The following is a 16,619-nucleotide window of genomic DNA, read 5'->3' as shown; positions in this document are numbered from 1 at the left end:
TTCGAGATGATGGACCGCGTATCAGGCGCCGGCATCACCATTGGCCGCCAGGCCAGCCTGCAGTCGCTGCAAAGCCAGATCGCCCAGTCGACCGCCGAGATCGCCTCCGGCCGCAAAAGCGACCCGGCGCGCGAGATGGGCGTTGGCGCCTCGCTGCTGTATCGACTCTACGACGATATCCAGCAGGGCGACGCGATCAAGAACACCACCGCCCTGGCTGGCGAGCGCATGAAGACCATGCAGACCGCCATGACCTCGATTGGCAAGATCCTCGAGGATACCTCGGCGCAGATCCTGCAATCGGATGCGCTGAAGCAGCAGAGCTACAACACGCTGGGCGCCGACACGCCGGATATCCTCGCCTCCATCGCCGACCTGCTGAACATCGACTTCCAGGGTCAGAAGGTATTCGGCGGCACGGACAGCGCGGCACGGCCGATCAGTAATATCGCTGACATGCCGACCAAGATGAAGGCCATCCTGGATGCCGCCGTGGCCGCCAATGCCGGCACGGCGCTGGACGCGGCGGCGGTGCAGGACGTCATGGACCAGATCGACGACGTCTTCGGCGGCGCCGGCTTCTATGCCGACTACTACACCTCGGCCAGCAAGACCGGCGACGGCACGCCCAACCTGGTCCGCATCGGCGAAGGCCAGACCCTGGCCTATGACGTGCGCGGCGACAACGCGGCGTTCAAGGATGCCATGCACGCGCTGGCGCTGACCTCGCTGCTCGGCGGCGACAACAGCAAGCTGACCGAGGAGGCCAAGACGGCCCTGGCCAGCCGCGCCGGCGAACTGATGCGCGGCGCGCAAAGCAACCTGACGACCCTGGCCGGCACGCTCGGCACCAAGGAAGCCAGGCTGGAGCATGTCTCGACCATCCAGGAGCGCACGGTGAGCGCCGCGACCGCGCAGATCAATACTCTGGAAGGTGCCGACTACTACACTCTGTCCGACCGGGTCGGCATGCTGAAGATCCAGTTGCAGGCAACCTATTCCATCACGGCGCAGCTGCAGACGCTGAGCCTCGTTAACTACCTCTGATCCCCAGCTGGACAACGGAGAATCCGACGTGAACGCCATCACCGCTCCCATGACCGCCAACGCCTTCATCCCGCTGGCGCTGGAGGAAGAGGACATCGCCACCTACGCCGCCATCGCCGACGCCCTGGGCTGCACGCCCGAGGAATGTGGCGAGGGCTTCATGCTGGCGACGCCGCTGGCGCGCGATGCCGCCGTGCTGCTGTGGCGCGGCGCCGTGGCGCTGATGCCGGTCAGCGGTGCCGCCGGCAGCCTGCGCCTGCAGGATGCGCTGGGCACGCTGCGGGCGCTGCTGGGCCTGGACCCGCGCCTGATGCCGCATGCGGCGCTGGCCGAGGCCGGCCTGCGCTACGCTGTCTGAAGCCGGAAAGGGAAGGCTGCCATGCCGCGCCGCTTCCTCCGGGCCTTCATGCTCGCCTGCGCCTGTTTCACCGCCGTGCCGGCGATGGCGCAGGTGCGCCTGAAGGATATCGTCACCATCGAAGGGGTGCGCGGAAACCAGCTGGTCGGCTACGGCCTCGTCATCGGCCTGCAAGGCACCGGGGACCAGCTGCGCAACACGCCCTTCACCCAGCAGAGCCTGGCCGCGATGCTGGAGCGGATGGGCATCAACGTCGCCGATTCACGGGTGCAGACGCGAAATACGGCGGCGGTCATCGTCACCGCCACCCTGCCGCCTTTCGCGCGGCAGGGAACGCCGATCGACGTCCAGGTCTCCTCCCTGGGTGACAGCCGCAGCCTGAACGGCGGCACGCTGATCGTCACGCCGCTGCTCGGCGCGGATGGCGAGGTCTATGCCGTCGCGCAGGGCCCTGTCGTCGTCGGCGGCTTCCAGGCCGGCGGGCAGGCGCAGACCATTTCCAGCGGCGTCACCACCCAGGGCCGCGTGCCCGGCGGCGGGCTGGTGGAACGCGAGGTGCCGGTGAACCTGCGCAATGCGGACACCATCCGCCTGGCGCTGCGATCGCCCGACTTCACCACCGCCATCCGGATCGAGGAAGTGCTGAACGCGCGCTTCGGCCCCGCCACCGCCACCGCGCTGGATCTCGGCACGGTGGAGGTAAAGGTACCCTTCGGCCTGCGGGACCGCCTGCCGGCCCTGGTGGCGCAGATGGAGGCGCTGCAGGTGCGGCCCGAAACCACCGCCCGCGTGGTGGTGGACGAACGGACCGGTACCATCGTCGTCGGCGCCGATGTGCGGGTGGAGCCGGTGGCCATTACCCACGGCAACCTGGTCATCCGCGTTACGGAGAGCCCGATTGCCAGCCAGCCCGGACCCTTCTCCAACGGGGAGACGGTGGTGCTGCCACGGACGCAGGTGGAGGTGGATGACCAGCGTGGCCGCCGCCTCGCCGTGCTGCCACGCGCCAACACGCTGCAGAACCTGGTCAATGGCCTGAACGCGCTGGGGCTGGCGCCGCGAGACCTGATCTCGGTCCTCAATGCCCTGAAGGCCAGCGGCGCCCTGCATGCCGACCTGCAATTCATCTAGGGCGTGATCGAACGGGACGCTCTCTAAGCTTAGCTAACAGCGCCCATGCCGGTTGTCCCAACCGGCATGGGCCAGCTCCCCCAGATGCTCTTCCAGCCCGGCCGCGCGCAGCGCGGCGATGCTGGCCCAGCCATCCGGCAAATCCACCTCCACCGCGTGCAGGCTCAGCCCGACCGCTCCCTGGTCGTCCGGCCAGCCGCCCTCCCATAGATCAACATGCCAGCGCGCCTTCGCCTCGGTCGGGAAGGTCGCCACCGCGACCCGCCCGGCCGCATTCAGCTTGGACCAACAGGACAGGTTCGGCGCCCGGCCGACATAGACGCCCAGGTCCCGGTGGATGACGACGAAGCCCTTGGCATGCAGGCTCATGCGACAGTTCCTCAACGCCAGCCACCCGGCCGGCCCCCGAAGCCGTCCCGCGTCCAGCCATTGCTGAACATCGGCCGGTTGACCGGTGCGGGCTCCCGTTCCGCCGCGCTGGGCGGGGCGGGCTCGGCCAGCAGCGCGCTGGCATCGATCTGTACACCGTCGAAGGCATTGGCCGGGCGGTGGGGGTTCGAACTATTCAGCGCGCCAGAGCGGCGTCCCGGCTCAGGCCGCCCCTGCCACCCCTGGGCGGACGCGACGGTTGAGACGGATAGCAGGACGGCAAGAGTGGCAGGGAACAGGCGCATATCGTCCTCACAATCGTGACTTTGTCTCATTTTATATCTTTTTCTTCCGATAATCTCGATAGAGACACGAGAAAATTCAACCACTACGCGATATCGGCGGCGATAAATTGCCGAGATTCTTCTTTAAATTACTAGAAAACAACGGTTTTAACCGAATTTGAAGTATCTTCATCAGCGCGTGACATCGTCAAAAAAGAGAGTAATACCACTTCAACACACGCATTACGCGAAGTCTGACACTCGCAAAACGCGAGTAGCCCCTTCGCCCTGCAACAGGAATGTGCCGCATGCTGGGACTGACACTGCTGTTGACCACCGCCGCCACGGCCCTGGACCAGCTCTGCCTGTCCCGCATGCAACGGGATCTCGGGGTCCTCACGCCAGAGTATCTGGACCCCTCGCTGTGTCTGACCCTGGAAGGCGCCGCATGTGATGGGGAGGCCGCATCCCGCCAGACGCTCGCTCAAGTGGTGCGGCAATTCCAGGCCGCCGGGCCAGTGGCCGCCACCCAGGCGATCCTCGACCAGGACATGCAGGGCCGTCGCCAAACCGCGCTGCTGGCGCTGGCCGGGGCAGGGCCATGGACCTCCACCGCCCGCCTGCCCGGTGGCGGGGAAATCCACCGCCGCAGCGGTGCGGGTGGCCATGTCTATCTGCTGGCCAGCCAGCCCGGCGCGCCCGCCCGGCACGCCCCGCATGCCATGCGCACCTTCAACGAACAGCTCTGGTGCCTGCCGGCCGGCCACCCCGCCGCCGACGGCCGCACATGGCCAGCCGAAGCGCCGCTGCTGACCAGCGACAACGCGCCGGACAGCCTCTCCCTCACCGCCGCGATGCTGGACCTGCTCGGCCAATTGCGGGACGCCGGCGCCGATGCGCTAGCACTCCAGGTGGCCCAGCTCGGCCACGCCACCCCGCTGCCGGATGCGCCGGCGCAACAGAGCCGCACTGACCAGACGCCCGTCGCCGCCTGATCAGCAGGTAATCCGGTACAAAGCCCGCGCCGCATCAGCCTCCACGCCAGCCCAATCCGGGTCCAGGCGTAGCGAGGCGGCGCGTAACACCGGCACGATACCGGCACGGGCCAGCAGGCCGCGCAGATCCTCCAGCGGTATCGCCGCCGTCAGCCCGCGCCCGCCGGCATAGACCACCCCGACCACATGCCCCGCCGCATCCAGCACCGGCCCGCCGGAGCTGCCGCCACCGGCCGGCGCACCGATCTCCACCCGCCAGCGCAGCCGCGCCGCCTTGTCGGCACCAAAATAGCGCAGGCCATCCTCCCAGCCGGGCTCGACCTCACGCCCCTGCCGGTCGGTCATGACGAAGCTGGCGGCACGGCCGCCCTCCGGGTCATGCACCGTCAGGGTGGCGCGCAGCACATCGCCGCGCGCGCTGCGCAGCAAGCCGGCGGCGCGGCTGTCCACACCTTCCGTTGGGTAGCCCATCGCCAGCACCGGCGCGCCCCGTGGCAGCCGCGCGGCGGTGGAGAGCGGCAGCACCGCTTCGCCCGTCACCGGCCCACGCAGCAAGGCCAGGTCGGCATCCGCGTCCAGCAAAAGCACCGCCCAGCCGCCACCATGGCCCATGAGATGCAGCGCCCGCCCCTGCGCCTGGCACCGCAGCGCCACATGCGCATTCGTCACCAACACCCCGGGCGCCACGCCGAACGCTGTGCCAGACACCCCCTGCATGACCGAAGCGGGCGCCGGCCGCGACGGCCAGGCGGATGCCGCGGCACCTACCCCGATCATCACCACCCCGGCCGCCAGCAGGCCCCGCATCCATCGCTGCATCCGCGCTCTCGATCTTTATGCGAAAAACGGATATTGATGTAACACGGCCCGCTCTGCAGGGCCAGAGATCGATGGAACCCATCCATGCGCGGCCTTGCCACCCTGATCCGCCTTTCCCGCCGCCAGGCCGACGACAAGCGCGTCGCGCTGGCGGAAGCCGAGCGTCAGACCCTGCTTGGCGCCGAAGCCCTGGCCAAGCACGACGCCAAGGCCCGGCAGGAAACCGAGCACGCCCGCGGCCAGGCCGAAGACATGGCGCTCTGGACCACCTGGGCCCACATCCACACCCGTCAACGCCGTCAACTCGCCTGGGCCGCCGGCCAATTGCAGCAGCAGGAAGCCGTGGCGCGGGACGCGCTGCGAGAAAATTTCGCCGAGATCAAGCGCCTGGAAATCGCCCTGGAGGCCGCCGAAGCCACGGCAAAGCGCAAAGTGCAACGGAGGAAGGAGCAGGAAGCCGAGGACACCGAGCTTCGCCGGCCACGCCAGCACGCTTGAGGGGAGCGGAAGGGAAGGCCGGGGAAAGAATTCCCCGGACTCCATCTTTTCTTTGCTCGAGTTCTTCGGGCGTGGCTGTTGAAGGGTCTGGTCTGGGATACGGCTGGGTGCGCCGGAGGTCTCAGACCTCCGGCGACTGACAGTTCAGCCCCGCGTGGCCCATGATCGAAATCTTCAAAGGCGTCCGCTCTCAGTCCTGAAGCCTGACGCCAAACTTGTAGAAAAAAGAAGAGGTCCGGGGAATTCATTCCCCGGCCTTGCCTTCATCTAAACCTCCGCCCCTCGAACAGCTCCAACACGACATACCAGGACGAGAGCGCACCCATCCGGGCAGTACCGTATCAAGACGCGCGGGCCAGCCGTTCCAGATCGGGCTTTTCCTTGAAGCGCTCCCAGGCGGCAAGCAGCTCCTTGAGTTGCTCATCCTGGCTGGTGCGTTCGCGCCGCATGATCTGCATGCGCTTGCGCAGTTCCAGGATCAGGTGGCCGCGCGGCAGGTCGGCGCCGGTTTCGAAGCGCTCCAGGAACACGCGGCCGAGTTCGGGATCGTCGCGCTCGATGCAATAGGCGGCATAGGTCAGGACGGAACCACGGCCGAACTCGATCATCTTGCGGCCGAAGGTCCGCAGTTCCAGCAGGCGCGGGTGCTGCTCGACGATCTTCATCACTTCGGAAGGGGTGGGCTTGGCGTTGCGGATGCCGCTGGGCTTCAGTTCGCGCTTCCAGAGGAGGACGGCGGCGGCGGCCACCAGCGGCTTGTCGCCGAAATTGTCCAGCGCGGCGCCCAGCTGCGGGCCCTTCTTGGCGTGGATGTCGTAGGTGGCATAGGCCTCCTCCGGCAGGCCGCGCATCACCGGCACCTCGATCGCCTCGCCGGCCTGCAGCACGGCAGAGAGCCGGTGCTGGCCGTTGAGCAGCCGGCCGTCGCGAGCGAAGCAGATGGGCTGCGCGTTCATCATCCAGTTGCCGGCACGGATGTCGCGGGCAATGGCATCCACATGCGCGGCGACGATCTTACGGTTGCGCGTGTTGTGGGTGAGGTAGTCCTCCGCCATCTCCGGCGTCACCGTCTCGATGGCCAGAGGGTAGACGCCTTCCTCGGCGGCCAGCCGCTCCACCGCCTCGCGCAGCTGGTGGGCGGTCTCTTCCGTCTCGTCCGCATGGCCGGGGTCGTTCAGCCCGCCATAGCCGTCGAGGGCGGGGAAGTCCTCGCCCTTGGTCGGGTTCACGCTCTTGTCCAGCCAGGCGTAGCTGCGCAGGTGCTCGCCGCTGAAGGTCGCGTTCAGGGCCTTGATGCAGACGGCGAAGAGCGTGACCGGCTTCAACCGCGTCGTCGGGTCGCCGCGGGTGATGTCGATCAGGTCGCGCACCCGCGCGCCCGGCTCCATCGGGGTGTATTTCTCGGGGTTCGCTACGGCGTCCAGGAAGCGGCGGGTCGCGGCCTTGTCGACCCGGAAGCCCATGAACAACAGTGGCGTCCGCACGGCTTCCGACAACACGCTGGCATCGCTTTCCAGCGACATCTTCACCGCCAGCTCCAGGTCCGGGTTGGCGCGCAGCACTCGGTCCATGCGGGACCAGGAAGCAGTGCCGGCACCGCGCAACATCTTGCCGTCGTCGTAGCGAATCAGCTTGACCAGGGCCGACTGCAAGGCATGGGCGTGCGGGATGCCCCGCGTTTCCAGCACACCGGCGAAGGAGCGGCGGCGCTGCTGGTCGATCGTGTGCAGCACGTCGTCCGGGATGTTCTGCGCCAGCACGGTAAGGAACGGCACGCCGGCCTTGATGCAGGCACGCAGCCGCTGCACGCCATCCAGCAACACGCCGGCGCGGGAGAGGATCAGCGGCATGCCGTTGAGAACCCAGCGGCCTTCGCGCATCGCCTCGGCATAGGCGTTGATGGCGGCGGGGTTCTCGGCGGCGCTGGGGCGCTTGCGCTGCAGCAGCTCGGTCGCGCTCTCCGGCGTCACCAATTCGATCGAGAAGGCGGGCACGTCAGGGTCGCCGCCCTGGATCTGCACGATCCGGCCGCCTTGCAGCAATCCTTGCGAGAGGCCCGGCGTTGCCGGGGCCTTGCCGCTTGTCTTGCGGCCCGCCGGGGCGGCGGCTGCTTTCGCGCGTGCCATCGAATGCCTTCTCCCATCGTCCGGCCCGGTGACCGGGCCTCGAATCGCCCACCGACATCGTGCATCCGGGGGCGTGGCGTTCGTTTACCCTTTTTTCGCTTTTCCGCATAGACGCAAAAATCGACGACATCCCGACCCAACTCCGGCCCTTCGCGAAAGTTTTCCGCACGGGGCCGCGCACGCCTTGCCGGCAGCGCGGCGGCCGGGCGAGGTCAGGGGCAGCCCAGGGCGCCGCAGAAAGTCGGAATGGGTTCATCATTGTCTCGAAGCGAAATATGGCAGTTTCTGCGAAACGATGCTAGGAAGGCGGTGCCGCCAAATCCGGCAGGCCGCGCCTCGCGGGCGGCTCCGCGAAAACCGACCAGGCATCAGGAGAAGCCTCATGACCCGTCCTTCCCCCTTCTTCATCAGCCACACCATCCGCCTCAGCCGCGCCGAGGTGCTGGAAGCCCTGCGCAGCGCCGCCCTGGCGCAGGTGCGGGAGACGCTGCGCCTGGCCGACCCCTCGGCCCGCAGCGTGGAACTGGAAACCCGCCTGCAGGCCAGCGGCAGTGTCGAGATCGACAGCGCCGCCGTCGCCATCGAGGCGCGGCTGCCGGAAGAGTTCGCGCCGCTGCTGCGGCAGGGCAATGCGTGGCCCAGCCCGGCCACCGTTTATGGCCCGCCGGCGCCCGCGCAGGCCGAGCCCGCGCTCGTCTGAGCCGCGCCACTAACCAGCGAAATATGATAGGAGCAAGGCGGGCCTGACCCGCCTTGCTTTCGGGCTGCCCACCGGCTTTTTTGGCGGCGCAGCGCGAGGGAACCCCCGGCCATGACAACGCGCCCGCAGCCGAGGCCACAAGGCGGCTGGTCGGTCGAGCTCGGCAAGGGCGCCGCCGCCTTCGGCCGCGACGGCTTCCCCACCGCCGAAGCAGCCTCGGAGTGGGCCGAGATGGCCAGCGCCGCGTTGAAAGTCTCCACGATTCGCATCGGCCCGAAGCGCATCGTCGGCACCGGGGCCGAGGCGTTGCGCCGCTGGGCCATCGACCAGGGCACGCTGCCCCGTGCCGAAGGCGGCACCCACCTGGCACCGCTGGCCCGCCTGCAACCGCTGATGGACGATCCGGCCTGCGCCCTGCCGCTGGCGGCGCTGGCGCCGGAGGATCTGGCCAGCCTGCGCGCGCGCCGCCTCGCGGTCCTTGGCGACCCGGCGGCCATGCTGGTCGAGCAGGCAGCACTCGCCGCGGCGATCGATGACCTCGCGTCGCTGCATCTTCCTAGCCTGGAACAGCCTTTTCACCGCCAGGCGCCTGACGGGCTGCTGCTGCCGGATGATGCCGGCTGTGCCGCCGTGATCTCCCATACCCTGGCACAGGATGCGGTGCTGGGCCGCGCGGTCGGGCTGGTCCTGACGACTGGTATCGCGCCCTCGGTGTTGCTGGCATGCCGGACCAGCGATTGGAATGCGCGGACGCAGTGCCTGCGGGCCCAGGGTCTGGAACTGGCCTGGCCCGGAGGCCTCGCCACGCCGGACGGCTCCGCCGATTCGGCGCTGCTGGGCGAGCTGACCACCGCGTCCCTGGCGCCGGCGGTGCTGCGAATCGGCGGCGGGTTGAGCCTGCCGGGTCTCTGGCTGGCCGGGCTGCGCGTGGCGCTGCGCGATGGACGCCACCTGGACGAAGCCCTCGCCCTGGCCGGGCTGCACCGGGCCGATCCCACCGCCTGAGAGACAAAATCACCATGCAAAGGATTTTGCGCGCCATAGCGTGCGAAACTGTTGCAACGCTTATGCGAAATTTGTAGAAGGGGGAACCGGCGTTTGCCGGCCTGACTGCCGGGCCGGCCCGTCCTCCTAGAATGGGATGCACCATGAGCTTCTTCGGCAAGCCCACCGGCGGGGAGCCCCGCATCACTTATGAGCGCATCGACCTCACGGCCGATGGCGCCGTCCTGCCGCCGAGCCGGCCGGAGCCCACGATCCGCCAGCCGCCCGTGCTGCGCGCCGCGCCGCCGGCCAGCACTCCGGTGGTGCGCGCCAAGGGCGCCGAGCAGCCGCCAATGCTGATCGCCGCCGATAGCGAGATGGAAGGCCGCCTCCGCAGCCGCGGCGCCGTCCGGGTCGAGGGCGTGCTGCGCGGTGAACTGCACGCGGCCTCCCTGATCCTGGAGCCCGGCGGGCTGATCGAGGGTCTCGTCACCGTCGAGCATGCCCAGCTGAACGGCACGCTGCGCGGCAGCGTCGTTGCGAAAGATATCGAGATCGCCCGCACCGCGCTGGTCGAGGCCGAGCTGGTCTATGAGGAAATCGGCATCGAGCGTGGCGCCCGCGTGCGTGGCCTGCACCGCCGCCGGGAGCCGGAGCCCCAGCCGGAGCCCGAGGCGCTCTCCGTCTCCGTGACCTCAGCCATCGAGGCCGAAGCCACGGCACAGACCGCAGCGCTGGTGGCCGCCGCCGAGGCCGCCTTGCAGGAGCTGGCCGAAGTCGCCCAGGCCGCCGCCGGCGCCTCCGCCGAACTGGCGCAGGACGGCGTGGCCAGCCTGGTGGCGCTGGAGGACGAGCTGCGGGACACCGCCGCCCGCCTGCCAATGGCCGAAGGCGCCCGCTAGAGCGTGATCGTCGCAGGTCGCATCGGCGGCAGGCGTGTGCAGGCATGAAGGCCAGGGTCCGCCCACCGCATCGATCTGCGGCGGACAGGCCTTGGGCGGAGCATCCAACCATCGGGAAGCCGGCGGCCGGGGATGGCAGAAGCCTCCCCGGCCCCGGTCAGCGATACAGCGGGTTCAGGCCCGGATAGGGGATCTCACTCTGGCCGCGCTCCCGCAGAACGCGGTTGGCGGCGCGGGTGACTTCCTTCGGCCCGGCCTCGTGACCATCCAGGACGTAGTAGCCGTTCCGCAGCGGCCGCACCCGCGGCCCCAGCAGGCCGCAGGCATACTGCAACGGCGTCATGTCCTCCTCCATCTCCGACAGCGGGGAGAGGAACGGGGACATCTGCCGGTCCTGGCTGGCACGGCTCAGTACCCGCTTGGCACGGCGCTGCGCGTACCAGGGTTCGATGTCGAAGGCGCGGGAGAGGGTCAGGATGTCCTCCCCGGCCAGCAGGCGCGCATCGAATTCGCCGCGCAGCTCCGCCGCCAGAGCACGGCGCCGGACCTGCTGCCGGCGGCGGCCCGGGGCGTGGTCCGCCTCCTCCATATCGTCGATGTCGTCGTTCCACATCTCGCCGTTTGCCTCGCCCATGGCGGCCAGTCCTGCTTCGCCACGGCGTTTCGCCGTGGCCGGTGTGGCTCCTTCTGGAGATCGGGGGAGCCATCCGTTCTGGTGGCGGGTTGTGGAATGTCATTATGCGAAAATTTCCTGACAGCTCGCTAAGATGCGGGCCGTGTCGGCGCCCCGGCGCACATTTTTTTGGAGGACCCCCGATGATGGATTCCGTGACCGCCACCGGCCCCAGCCGGTCGGCCGCGCACCCGACGCCGGAGCGCCGCGTGGCGCGCCAGCTCGAATCGACCTTCGCCTCGGAGATGCTGCGCGCCGCGCGGCCGCAGAAGCGGGAAGGGATGTTCGATGGCGGCACCGGCGCCGGCGCCTTCGACAGCTTCATGGACAATGCGATGGGGGATGCGATGGTGCAGCGTGGCGGCCTGGGCCTGACCTCGACGATCGAATCGCTGATCACCGGCCGCGCCAGCCGGGGGACTGGCCGGTGAGCGCGCTGATCGAAGCCGCCGCCCGCCTGCAGGCCGTGCTGTGGCGCGAGACCGAGGCCGCCGGCACCGCCGCGCTGCCGATGCTGCAAGCCCTGATGGATGAGAAGCGGGAGGCGCTGTCCGGCCTGACCCTGGCCGGCCCGCCCGGCAACCCGGCCGAGCGCGCCGCCCTGCGCGCGATGATGGCGGCGGCGGAGGAGAACGCCCTCGTCCTCGGCGCCGTGACCGATGCGCTGGACATGGTGCGGGAGCGGCTGCGGACCGACCTGGCCGACGCCGCCAACCCAGGCACCTATGGCCCGCAGGGCAGCCCTTTCCCCGGGCCGCGCCGCAAGCCGCTCCGCCACACCCTCGCGGCCAGTCTGGACAGCAAGGCCTGAGGGATGCGGCAGGACGCCACGATTTCCTCGCCGCTGGAGACCGCCCTCCGACACCACCGGGCCGGCGACCTGGCGGCGGCGGAACGGCTTTACCGCGCGGCGTTGCGGCAACGGCCACGGGATAGCGCCACGCATAACCTATTTGGCCTGTGCTGCTACCAGCGGCACGACCACGCCGCCGCAACCGCCGCGCTGCGGCGCGCGGTGGCGCTGCACCCCGCTGCGGAATACTGCCGCAACCTGGGCATGGCCTTGCGGGCCGAGGGCAAGCTGGAAGAGGCGCTGGCCGCCTACCGGCGGGCCCTGGCCAGCGAGCCGGAGGCGCCGGAGACGCATTTCAATACCGGCAACCTGCTGGCGCAGATGCGGCGGCCGGAGGAGGCCATCCTGGCCTTCCGCGCCGCGTTGCGCCTGAGGCCCACGCATGGTGGCAGCTGGCACAATCTCGGCGCCGCGCTGATCGCCGCCGGGCGGCCGGGGGAGGCGGTCGAGGCCCTGCGGACCGGGCTGGAGCGCGAGCCCGGGCAGCCCAAATCCCTGCATAATCTGGGCCTGGCGCTGGAGCAGTTGCGGCGCTGGCCGGACGCCATCGCGGCATTCCGGGCGGCGCTGGGACTGGGCGGGTTCCAGATCGAAAGCGCGCTGCATCTCGGCCATTGCCTGATCCGGATGGAGGATTGGCGGGGCGCCGGCGAGGCGTTCTCGGTGGCCACCGGCGCCGCCGCCGACAAGGCGGAGGCATGGCTGGGCCTGGGCCTGGCCCGGCAGGCGCAAGGCCTGCTGGAGGAGGCTCATGACGCTTTCACACTTGCCGCCCACCTGCGGCCCGACGGATGGGAAGCGCAGTACCACCTGGCACGCCTGGCGGGCGAGCGGCACCATTTCGAAGAGGCCGAGGCCGCCGCACTGCGCGCCTGCGCCCTGGCGCCGGAGGAGGCACAGGCCCTGACGCAGCTCGGCAACCTGCTGACGGCGACCGGGATGCCGGAACGGGCGCTCGATTGCTATGAGCGCGCCGTCGCCGTGGCACCGGAGGACGAAGCGGCGCGGATCGGCTGCGCGCGGCAACGGCTGATGCTGGGCCGGCTGGGCGCGGGCTGGGACCTCACCAGCGGCCGCTGGCGGCCTGAGGACCAGCTCTACGATGAAGGCCTGCCCCTATGGGACGGCCAGCCCTTGCCGGAAGGCCGCATCCTGATCTGGCGGGAGCAGGGCATCGGCGACGAAATCATGTTCGCCAGCCTGCTGCCGGAGTTGCTGGCGGCCGGGCACCGGCTCAGTCTGCTCTGCGACCCCCGGCTGCGCAGCGTCTTCGCGCGCGCATTCCCCACGCTCGCCTTCCACGCTTCCGGCGCCCCGCTGGGTGACCTGCGGGCGCAGATCCCGATGGGCGACCTGCCGCGCCTGCTGAGGCGGGACGAAGCCGCCTTCGCCCAGGCCACGCAACCTTATCTGCGCGCGGATGCGCAGCTCCGCGCGGCGCTGCGCCAGCGTTACGACGATGGCCGCCCCCTGGTGGGCTTGGCTTGGCGGAGCCTGAACGCCGCATCGGCCACCCCGCGCTCCATGACGCTGGCGGACGCGATGCCCCTGCTGGCGGACCAGCGCTTCCGCTTCGTAAGCCTGCAATATGGCGACGCGGCGCAGATCGCCGCGGAAGCGGCCGGCCTCCCCCTGCTGGTCGACCCGCAGGTGGATGCATTGAGCAGCGCCGAGGATGCGCTGGCGCAGGTCGCCTGCATGGACTGTGTTGTCAGCATCGATAATTCCACCGTGCACTTCGCCGGGGCCCTGGGCGTGGCGTGCCATGTGATGCTGCCAGCCGTCGCGGAATGGCGCTGGATGGTGGGGCGCGCGGATTCGCCCTGGTACCCCAGCCTGCACCTGTCGCGTCAGCGGCGCGGCGAATCCTGGCGGGAATTTTCGGCGCGCGTGGCACCCCGGCTGCAGAATCATGCGAAAAAACTTCGCTTCGGCACACGCAGCGCTTGCGAAAAATAATTCGCCTCTGATAGAAAAACCCCATCGCGATTGGCCTGGAACACAGGCTGATGAATGCGATGACCGCGTCAGAAGGCGCTCCCCGAACCGGAACCCTTGAAGGGCGCAATCATGGTCAGCTCGATTCTCACCAACAACGGTGCACTCACTGCTCTGCAGTCGCTGAAGGCGACGCAGAAGAGCCTGCTGAACACGCAGAACCGCATCTCCACCGGCCTGAAGGTGGCCACCGCCAAGGACAACGCCGCGACCTGGGCCGTGGCGACCTCGATGCGCTCTGACATCGCCAACACCAAGCAGGTCAGCGAGAACCTGTCGGTCTCCTCCTCCATCGTCGCGACGGCGGAGACGGCGGCCGAGACCATTGCCGACCTGGTGAAGCAGGTCCGCACCAAGGTGACGTCCGCGCAGAATCCCGCGGTCGACAAGAAGCAGGTGCAGGCCGATATCGACGGCTACCTGGCGCAGATCTCCTCCATCGTCGATGCCGCGTCCTTCAAGGGCGTGAACCTCATCAACGGCGATGGCACGCAGAACGTGCTGACCTCCGTCAACTCGGTCAACGGCGTGTCCACCGGCGCCTATGCCAACATCGCCAAGCAGAACCTGAAGGTCGAAGACGGCTCCATGCTGTCCGACCTGAAGAACCTGACGGTGCTGTCCCGCGCCGACCAGACTCTGGCCAAGCAGAATGACGGCGTGCAGAAGCTGGAAGTCGCCATCGCGGGCGGCGCGGTGGACCTGAAGGCCGGCAACAAGCTGGAAGTCAAGTATATCGACGAGACCGGCACCGATCGCACCCTGACGGTGAAGGTGACCGAGAACATCACCACCACCAAGGGCCTGGTCGACTACCTGAACAAGGACGCTGGCTTCGCCGGTAAGTTCCAGGCAGACCAGAGCATCGTCAACGGCGTGACCGCCAACACCAAGATCATGCTGAGCACCAAGGACCGTGACTCGACGGTTCGCCTCGGCAGCAACAGCGGCACCACCGCGATCGCGCTGACCGACGTGCTGAAGGCCGTGGCTGGTGACAACGGCGTCGCCGTCACCTCCAACGTGCTCGGCACCGCGACCGCCGCCGTCGCCGGCGCCGCCTCGGTGCTGGAAATGACCTTCGGCGACAAGCCGCTGGTGATGGGTGACGAGTTCTCCATCAAGCTCGACATGACCCCGGGTACCGTCACGACGGACAAGGGCGACATCACCTACAAGCTGAAGGTGGTCGGCGGTGACTACAAGACCGGCGACCAGATCTTCGACGGCAGCAGCCCTGTTGACCGCGTCTTCGTCATCGCCGTTGCCGCCGCCGACGTGACCGGCGCCAACGTCACCGGCAAGGACATCGCCAACAAGCTGAAGGACGCGCTGGTCACCGGCACCGGCGCCACCAAGTGGAACATCGCCGCCATCACCACGCCGACGACGCTGGCCGGTGGTAACTTCCTCGGCGCCGCCGCTTCGGCCGGCACCAACTACGGTGTCGAGGTCGATACGGCGACCGGCACGCTGCGCCTGACCAGCGCGGACGCGACGGACAGCCTGGTGGGCTTCAGCTCCTCCAAGACCGACTATGACGTGCTGCTGAGCAAGCTGGACTCCGCCACGGCCAATGTCGCGAACGCGGCGGCTTCCTTCGGTACGGCTGCCACCCGTATCGATCTGCAGAAGGACTTCCTGGACAAGCTGGTTGACACGCTGACCACGGGCCTTGGCGCCCTGGTCGATGCCGACATGTCCGAGGAAGCCGCCCGACTGCAGGCCTTGCAGGTGCAGGAGCAGCTGGGCACGCAGGCGCTCTCCATCGCCAACCAGGCGCCGCAGAGCATCCTGTCGCTGTTCCGCTAAGCCCCTGGGGCGCGGCTTCGGCCGCGCCCCGCACCGGGAAACGCCGGCGGCAGGCCGCTTGCGTTTCCCGGCTCTTTCCACCTCGGGCCCAGGTCCCGCCAGGTGGCAATAGCCTGCGAATGACCAAGGAAGAATCCGATGTTGAGCGCGACCACCGACAACATCCTGCACGCCCCGCCGCAACGCCCCAGCGGCGCATTGGCGGCCTATGGCGACGTCATCCGCAGCACTGAGACTCCGCGGACGATCGAGTACCGCCTCCTGGCCCGCATGAGCGCGATGCTGGAGCGCGCGACCGCGCCCTCCGCCGGCCCCGCCGCCATGCCGACGGCCATCCATGAGAACCGCATGGTCTGGACCGCCTTCGCCGCCGACCTGGCGGAGGACGGCAATGCCTGGGACATGACCCTGCGGGCCCGCCTGCTCTCCCTGGCCCGCTGGGTCTTCGCGGAAAGCGACCGGGTGCTGCGTGAGAAGAAAAGCCCCCAGGCCCTGATCGATGTCAACCGCGCGGTGATGCTGGGCCTGCAGCCCGCCACCACCGCTCAGCCGGACCCCGTGTGATGTCGCTGATTCTGAAGCTCGCCCCGGGCGAAAGGCTGTTCATCAACGGCGCCGTCGTCACCAATGGTGACCGGCGCGCCTACCTGATGGTGGAGACCAAGGCGCAGATCGTGCGCGAGAAGGACGTGCTGCTGCTGGAGGATGCCTCCACCCCGGTGCGGCGTGCCTATTTTGCCGCGCAGGGCGTGCTGTTGAACGCACAGCCGGTTCTGGGCTCCAGCGGCGCCTTCACCGAACAGGTGGCGCGGCTGCGCGGCGTGTTCCTGAAGCCGGAGCACCTGAACCTGCTGGACGAAGCCGAAGCGCACATGCGGGAGGGCAACACCTACCGCGCGCTGTCCGCCTTGCGCGAGCTGGTCCTGTACGAGGCCGCGCTGCTGGGCCTGCACCCGCCGGAGCGGTTCCGGCGCGACAGCGCCAAGGCCGAGGATGCGCCGCCCCGGCGGCCCATCCCCCCGCGCCCGGGCAGTGCATCCCTGTCACTTCCTAGCGCCCTCTAGCGCCAG

General features: G+C 68.9%; 19 protein-coding genes. 14 read left to right on the top strand and 5 right to left on the bottom strand.

What is annotated here, in order from left to right:
- Window positions 1-6 precede the first annotated feature (6 nt).
- From IBL26_RS12980 to IBL26_RS12970, 3 genes are read left to right on the top strand one after another with little or no spacing between them, the layout of a single operon-like run.
- Window positions 7-1,047, top strand: coding sequence for a flagellin (locus IBL26_RS12980; RefSeq protein ID WP_187784916.1), 1,041 nt, complete (start codon window positions 7-9; stop codon window positions 1,045-1,047).
- A 28-nt stretch (window positions 1,048-1,075) separates the two neighbouring features.
- Window positions 1,076-1,405 (top strand): polysaccharide deacetylase, encoded by a 330-nt coding sequence (locus IBL26_RS12975; protein WP_187784915.1) that lies wholly within the window; start codon window positions 1,076-1,078, stop codon window positions 1,403-1,405.
- A gap of 21 nt (window positions 1,406-1,426) precedes the next feature.
- Window positions 1,427-2,536: a flagellar basal body P-ring protein FlgI gene (locus IBL26_RS12970; protein ID WP_241749329.1), complete on the top strand. Its 1,110-nt coding sequence runs from the start codon at window positions 1,427-1,429 to the stop codon at window positions 2,534-2,536.
- Window positions 2,537-2,569: 33 nt separating this feature from the next.
- On the opposite strand, the gene IBL26_RS12965 is transcribed toward IBL26_RS12970, so the two are convergent.
- Both IBL26_RS12965 and IBL26_RS12960 read right to left on the bottom strand, forming a co-directional pair.
- Entirely contained in the window at window positions 2,570-2,905 is a 336-nt protein-coding gene (locus IBL26_RS12965) for a hypothetical protein (protein ID WP_187784914.1), read from the bottom strand.
- 11 nt (window positions 2,906-2,916) lie between these two features.
- Window positions 2,917-3,210: a hypothetical protein gene (locus tag IBL26_RS12960; protein ID WP_187784913.1), complete on the bottom strand. Its 294-nt coding sequence runs from the start codon at window positions 3,208-3,210 to the stop codon at window positions 2,917-2,919.
- 287 nt (window positions 3,211-3,497) lie between these two features.
- Here IBL26_RS12960 and IBL26_RS12955 point away from each other — a divergent pair, with 287 nt between their 5' ends.
- Window positions 3,498-4,184, top strand: a complete 687-nt coding sequence (locus IBL26_RS12955; protein WP_187784912.1) for a hypothetical protein — start codon at window positions 3,498-3,500, stop codon at window positions 4,182-4,184.
- Here IBL26_RS12955 and IBL26_RS12950 read toward each other — a convergent pair whose 3' ends face one another.
- The gene (locus tag IBL26_RS12950) at window positions 4,185-4,991 is read right to left on the bottom strand and encodes a trypsin-like peptidase domain-containing protein (protein ID WP_187784911.1); all 807 of its coding nucleotides are present in this window, start codon (window positions 4,989-4,991) and stop codon (window positions 4,185-4,187) included.
- Between the two features lie 96 nt (window positions 4,992-5,087).
- Between IBL26_RS12950 and IBL26_RS12945 the strand changes: the two genes are divergently transcribed.
- Window positions 5,088-5,501, top strand: a complete 414-nt coding sequence (locus IBL26_RS12945) for a hypothetical protein (protein WP_187784910.1) — start codon at window positions 5,088-5,090, stop codon at window positions 5,499-5,501.
- Window positions 5,502-5,842: 341 nt separating this feature from the next.
- Here the strand turns inward: IBL26_RS12945 and IBL26_RS12940 are convergent, their stop codons facing one another.
- Complete coding sequence (locus IBL26_RS12940) at window positions 5,843-7,627, bottom strand: hypothetical protein (RefSeq protein ID WP_187784909.1); 1,785 nt, start codon at window positions 7,625-7,627, stop codon at window positions 5,843-5,845.
- A 382-nt stretch (window positions 7,628-8,009) separates the two neighbouring features.
- On the opposite strand from IBL26_RS12940, the gene IBL26_RS12935 reads away from it, so the two are divergent.
- The 3 genes from IBL26_RS12935 (at window position 8,010) to IBL26_RS12925 (ending at window position 10,213) form a co-directional block, all read left to right on the top strand.
- Window positions 8,010-8,327 carry a methionyl-tRNA synthetase gene (locus IBL26_RS12935; protein WP_187784908.1) on the top strand — a complete coding sequence of 106 codons (318 nt, stop codon included), beginning with the start codon at window positions 8,010-8,012 and terminating at the stop codon, window positions 8,325-8,327.
- Between the two features lie 111 nt (window positions 8,328-8,438).
- Window positions 8,439-9,332 carry a hypothetical protein gene (locus IBL26_RS12930; RefSeq protein WP_187784907.1) on the top strand — a complete coding sequence of 298 codons (894 nt, stop codon included), beginning with the start codon at window positions 8,439-8,441 and terminating at the stop codon, window positions 9,330-9,332.
- Between the two features lie 143 nt (window positions 9,333-9,475).
- Window positions 9,476-10,213, top strand: a complete 738-nt coding sequence (locus tag IBL26_RS12925) for a bactofilin family protein (protein WP_187784906.1) — start codon at window positions 9,476-9,478, stop codon at window positions 10,211-10,213.
- 157 nt (window positions 10,214-10,370) lie between these two features.
- Here the strand turns inward: IBL26_RS12925 and IBL26_RS12920 are convergent, their stop codons facing one another.
- Window positions 10,371-10,847 (bottom strand): hypothetical protein, encoded by a 477-nt coding sequence (locus IBL26_RS12920; protein WP_187784905.1) that lies wholly within the window; start codon window positions 10,845-10,847, stop codon window positions 10,371-10,373.
- Between the two features lie 182 nt (window positions 10,848-11,029).
- Here IBL26_RS12920 and IBL26_RS12915 point away from each other — a divergent pair, with 182 nt between their 5' ends.
- The 6 genes from IBL26_RS12915 (at window position 11,030) to IBL26_RS12890 (ending at window position 16,613) form a co-directional block, all read left to right on the top strand.
- The gene (locus IBL26_RS12915) at window positions 11,030-11,317 is read left to right on the top strand and encodes a rod-binding protein (protein WP_187784904.1); all 288 of its coding nucleotides are present in this window, start codon (window positions 11,030-11,032) and stop codon (window positions 11,315-11,317) included.
- Window positions 11,314-11,697, top strand: a complete 384-nt coding sequence (locus tag IBL26_RS12910) for a hypothetical protein (protein WP_187784903.1) — start codon at window positions 11,314-11,316, stop codon at window positions 11,695-11,697. The genes IBL26_RS12915 and IBL26_RS12910 overlap by 4 nt, the downstream gene beginning before the upstream one ends.
- Before the next feature lie 3 nt (window positions 11,698-11,700).
- Window positions 11,701-13,698, top strand: coding sequence for a tetratricopeptide repeat protein (locus IBL26_RS12905; protein WP_187784902.1), 1,998 nt, complete (start codon window positions 11,701-11,703; stop codon window positions 13,696-13,698).
- 111 nt (window positions 13,699-13,809) lie between these two features.
- Window positions 13,810-15,549 (top strand): flagellin N-terminal helical domain-containing protein, encoded by a 1,740-nt coding sequence (locus IBL26_RS12900; RefSeq protein WP_187784901.1) that lies wholly within the window; start codon window positions 13,810-13,812, stop codon window positions 15,547-15,549.
- 138 nt (window positions 15,550-15,687) lie between these two features.
- Entirely contained in the window at window positions 15,688-16,113 is a 426-nt protein-coding gene (gene flaF, locus IBL26_RS12895; protein WP_187784900.1) for a flagellar biosynthesis regulator FlaF, read from the top strand.
- Window positions 16,113-16,613, top strand: a complete 501-nt coding sequence (locus IBL26_RS12890; protein WP_187784899.1) for a flagellar biosynthesis repressor FlbT — start codon at window positions 16,113-16,115, stop codon at window positions 16,611-16,613. Before flaF ends, IBL26_RS12890 begins: the two co-directional genes overlap by 1 nt.
- Window positions 16,614-16,619: the final 6 nt, after the last annotated feature.

Origin of the sequence: Teichococcus aerophilus (assembly GCF_014490485.1) — a bacterium.
Classification (GTDB): Bacteria; Pseudomonadota; Alphaproteobacteria; order Acetobacterales; family Acetobacteraceae; genus Pseudoroseomonas; species Pseudoroseomonas aerophila.
This window is presented reverse-complemented; position numbering and strand designations above follow the sequence as displayed.